At 34.5% G+C, this 4,087-nt stretch carries 7 protein-coding genes; 4 read left to right on the forward strand and 3 right to left on the reverse strand.

What is annotated here, in order from left to right; translation table 11 throughout:
* The first annotated feature begins 268 nt into the window (after nucleotides 1–268).
* On the forward strand, nucleotides 269–871 hold the full coding sequence (locus ABJI11_RS12770) for a DUF2652 domain-containing protein (protein ID WP_348352824.1): 603 nt from the start codon (nucleotides 269–271) through the stop codon (nucleotides 869–871).
* 72 nt (nucleotides 872–943) lie between these two features.
* Here ABJI11_RS12770 and ABJI11_RS12775 read toward each other — a convergent pair whose 3' ends face one another.
* From ABJI11_RS12775 to ABJI11_RS12785, 3 genes are read right to left on the reverse strand one after another with little or no spacing between them, the layout of a single operon-like run.
* Complete coding sequence (locus ABJI11_RS12775) at nucleotides 944–1,138, reverse strand: hypothetical protein (RefSeq protein WP_276491349.1); 195 nt, start codon at nucleotides 1,136–1,138, stop codon at nucleotides 944–946.
* A gap of 6 nt (nucleotides 1,139–1,144) precedes the next feature.
* Nucleotides 1,145–1,492: a phage holin family protein gene (locus ABJI11_RS12780; protein ID WP_348352827.1), complete on the reverse strand. Its 348-nt coding sequence runs from the start codon at nucleotides 1,490–1,492 to the stop codon at nucleotides 1,145–1,147.
* On the reverse strand, nucleotides 1,493–1,825 hold the full coding sequence (locus ABJI11_RS12785; RefSeq protein ID WP_348352830.1) for a YtxH domain-containing protein: 333 nt from the start codon (nucleotides 1,823–1,825) through the stop codon (nucleotides 1,493–1,495).
* Between the two features lie 196 nt (nucleotides 1,826–2,021).
* Here ABJI11_RS12785 and ABJI11_RS12790 point away from each other — a divergent pair, with 196 nt between their 5' ends.
* The 3 genes from ABJI11_RS12790 to ABJI11_RS12800 all read left to right on the forward strand — a co-directional run.
* Complete coding sequence (locus tag ABJI11_RS12790) at nucleotides 2,022–3,383, forward strand: NAD-dependent succinate-semialdehyde dehydrogenase (RefSeq protein WP_348352833.1); 1,362 nt, start codon at nucleotides 2,022–2,024, stop codon at nucleotides 3,381–3,383.
* A gap of 3 nt (nucleotides 3,384–3,386) precedes the next feature.
* Nucleotides 3,387–3,548 carry a hypothetical protein gene (locus ABJI11_RS12795; RefSeq protein WP_348352836.1) on the forward strand — a complete coding sequence of 54 codons (162 nt, stop codon included), beginning with the start codon at nucleotides 3,387–3,389 and terminating at the stop codon, nucleotides 3,546–3,548.
* Nucleotides 3,549–3,673: 125 nt separating this feature from the next.
* A partial coding sequence (locus ABJI11_RS12800; protein ID WP_348352839.1) for an HD domain-containing protein occupies nucleotides 3,674–4,087 on the forward strand: 414 nt, incomplete at its 3' end.

Below are 4,087 nucleotides of genomic sequence, written 5' to 3' on the forward strand. Positions count from 1 at the left end.
TCTGAATAGTTCATATATAGATCTTTAAAAATTTTTCTCTCTGCTGAAAACAGAAATTTTAGTGCATGCTTTTAATATATGGCATCATTCAAAGCTAAGAAAAGAACCGCCCTGCTAGGTGTTCAATACATTTCTTTTGTAATCTAAAAACGTCATAATTGGTTTACAGCATAGCTTTTAAAAACGTATTGTGGTAGTAATTTAGTGAAACGGACTCTTTATAATAGTCAAAGTTATCTACCTTACCATAAATAAACATCCATAGCTTATGAAAGGAGAACCTATGTTACTATGTATACCGGACATAAGCGGATTTACAGAATTTATGAGCGAAACAGATTTTGAACTGAGCTCAAAAATTATTCCTGCGCTTTTAAATCAAATTATCTACACCAATAAAATAGGACTTAAAGTTTCTGAGATAGAGGGTGATGCCGTACTCTTCTTTAAAACAGGAGAAATGCCTAGTCTAGAAAATCTTATTGACCAGTGCAGAAGTTTTTACACAGAGTTTTATAAAGAGCTAGATATGCTCAGAAAAAAGTATAAAACAAATAAAGACGCAGCGTCTATACCAGATATACTTGGTCTAAAAATCATTTTACACTACGGCAAAGAAATTGCTTTGACCAAGGTTGGTAATAGTATTAAGCTTTTTGGTGAAGACCTCATCATCGCTCATAAACTATTGAAAAACAAAATTAAAATAAGCGAATATCTACTCTTAACGGAAGGTCTAACAAATTACTATAAAGAGAATAATCTAGATGCACAGTTTAATTGGGGTTCTTTAAAACAAAATGCCACGGAATATGATCACGTGGGTGAAATAAACTATTCCTATATTGACTTAAAGCCGTTGGTTGAATAATTAACCACATTTCATTTTAGCACATAAAAAAACCACCTTTTAAAAGGTGGTTTTTTTATTCTTTTTTTAATTCTACTTAACAACTTTACGTACCAAATAGAGCATGCCAAATTTCTTTGCAGCAGATAGTGCGGTGGACAACCAATTATAGGGACTCAAATCTTCCTGTACATCTTGCCTTATTCCCTTAAGTTCTTCCAGTGCAATTTCACGCTCAAGTTTTAAGCGCTTTAAATTAAATTCTACTTCCTCAAAATTTTTGTACATATCTATTTAATTAAAGAATTTATCTGACAGCTTTTTAACCAACATGTTATCTATCTTACCTCTAAGTATATAAGCTACTATCAACAATACAATAAATAGGGCTCCGGCTACTAAACAAGCACTTACCATGCTCTCTAAAATATTAGCCAAGAAGACAACACCGGCAACTGTAATAAATATAAGTGCCAAGAATGCAAGACCACCAATAATTGCCATCTTTAGCAACATACCAGTAGTCATTGTTAATTGTTGAAACACTTTTAGCCTATAATATTCTTGGGTTTTTTTATAGTAAACCTCTCCTACATCAATAGCCTTGTTAGACGTCTCGTTAAGTGAATCAATAACTCCCATTTATACTGTTTTCTGCAGTTTCTTATTCTTCGTTTTTAACTCTGCCAATTTCGTCTCTAAAGTAGAGATTACATCTTCTGTCTTATAGCTTAAGTCTGATACTAAAGATTCAACTCTAGTGTCTAACGTTTGTTTTTCGTCGGTCATTTTAGACGCAACTCTGTTTTTTAAATCAACTGCACTGTCAGCAAAATTATCTCTTGTTGCAGCTGCTTGATCAGCAATTAATTTTCTAGTATTTTCACCCTTGTCAGGTGCATAAAGAATTCCTAAGGCCGCACCAATGGCAGAACCTGCAATAATTGCCAATAATGTATTTCCACTATTATTCATGTTTTATTTTTTTAAGGTTAAACGTTTCTTTTAATAAATGACAATAATTACTTATCGTCTTCAACAAAGGTTATATTTAATAGCGCAATTGCTTAACTCTAAACCTTTTAATATTAACTATAACAATCGTTTAAAAGGGTCAAGAATTAAATGAAACGAATTAACAGAAAAACCTTCTTACCTATACATTTGTACTATGGAAAATTATGAAATCACAAACCCTTATAATGGTGCCGTTGTAAATACATATACTAAGGACACCTACGCAGATATTGAAGCAAAATTGCAAAAAGCCCTGACCATTGAAGACTCTTGGGCAAATATGGAAATTGAAGATAGGTGCACATTACTCACCAATGTTGCAGAACTGCTAATAGAACGTAAAGAGGAATATGCTGAACTGATGACCCAAGAAATGGGAAAACCCTATGCACAGGGTATTTCTGAAATTGAAAAATGTGCTTGGGCGTGTGATTTTTATGCACATAATGCCGAAGACCTTTTGGCTGATGAAGTAATAGATACCGATGCGGATGAAAGTTTTATAAGTCACGACCCTTTAGGATGCATTCTTGCGGTAATGCCTTGGAACTATCCTTTTTGGCAGGTAATTCGTTTTGCAGCGCCTACTTTAACAGCAGGAAATACCGCCCTTTTAAAACACGCGCAAAATGTTACGGGATGCTCTTTGGCAATAGAACAATTGTTTTTGGATGCAGGTTACCCTGAAGGATGTTTTCAAAGTTTAAAAGCTGGGCATGAAGAAATAGAAAAGCTAATTGCAGACGATGGTATAAAAGCGGTAACATTAACGGGAAGTGAAAAAGCCGGAAAATCTATTGCAGGTACCGCAGGTAAAAACTTAAAGAAATCTGTTCTTGAACTTGGCGGAAACAACGCTTGTATTGTTTGGGAAGATGCAGATTTAGATCAGTACATTGACACAATGGTAACTGCACGTATGCAGAACACCGGTCAAAGCTGTATTGCCGCCAAACGCTTTATAGTTTGTGAAGATATATATGATTCTTTTTTAGAGAAATTTACTGCAAAAGTAAAGTCACTTAAAGGTGGCGACCCTATGAACAAAGAAACATTTATAGGTGTTATGGCTCGTGAAGATTTAGCTGAAGAGCTACAAAAACAAGTGAACGATTCTATAAAACAAGGTGCAAAGGTTGTTTTAGGAAACATGCGAAACGGAGCCTATTTTTCACCCACCATATTAACGGAAGTAACTGCAGATATGCCGGTATTCAAAGAGGAAACTTTTGGGCCCGTTGCTGCAATTACCAAAGCAAAAAATAGGGAAGAGGCTATTGCTTTAGCTGCAAATTCTAGATTAGGACTAGGTAGTATGTTGTTCACAGAAGATATAGATGCCGCAATGAACACAATTTCAAACATACCCGATGGTGCATTTTTCATCAACGATATGGTCAAGTCTGACCCTAGACTTCCTTTCGGTGGCACAAAAGCATCTGGTTACGGCAGAGAACTATCAAGAGAGGGAATATTAGAATTCGTAAACAAGAAAACAGTATACATTAAAAAATAAAATATGACAGACGAAACAAAATTTGTAAAAGAACCGGAAGAAGAGACTCAGGAATACATCCTTCAGAAAAATAAGAAAACGAAACTAGGTGTTACTATATTGGTTGCCTTCCTAGTGATTCTAGTTATTGGAATCATTGTTTCAAATGTATTCTTCACAAATTAAGGACAAAACCTAAAGCATCTATATAAGCTTTATTTGATTTTCTAACTGAATTTAAGAAGGTTTTAAACCGACTAATTAACTGAAGCCATTTATTTTGTACTTTTCTAAAGTATTATAAAACAACCATGTCCACACTCGTTTCTAAAGCTGAAGAATATGCCACAGATAAACTAACACGTGATATTGACCCAAAGTTTCTATATCATAATCTTAGGCATACTCAGCGTGTAGTAGACAGTACTAAAGAGCTTATTGAAGGCGAACATATTAACGATGCGCAGAGCGAGATACTTTTAGTCGCCGCTTGGTTTCATGACCTTGGGTATACCGTTTCTTATAATAATCATGAAGAAAACAGCTGTAAACTAGCTAAAGACTTCTTAGCAAAAAATAATAGCCAAAAAGCATTTATAGACAATGTTTGTACCCTTATCATGGCTACCAAAAAGAACCATGAGCCTAAAAATGAATTAGAGAAAATAATACGTGATGCAGATTCTTCTCATTTTCACGTGAAAAACTTTATGGCTACCACAGAA

Source organism: Maribacter sp. (assembly GCF_039968975.1).
Classification (GTDB): domain Bacteria; phylum Bacteroidota; class Bacteroidia; order Flavobacteriales; family Flavobacteriaceae; genus Maribacter.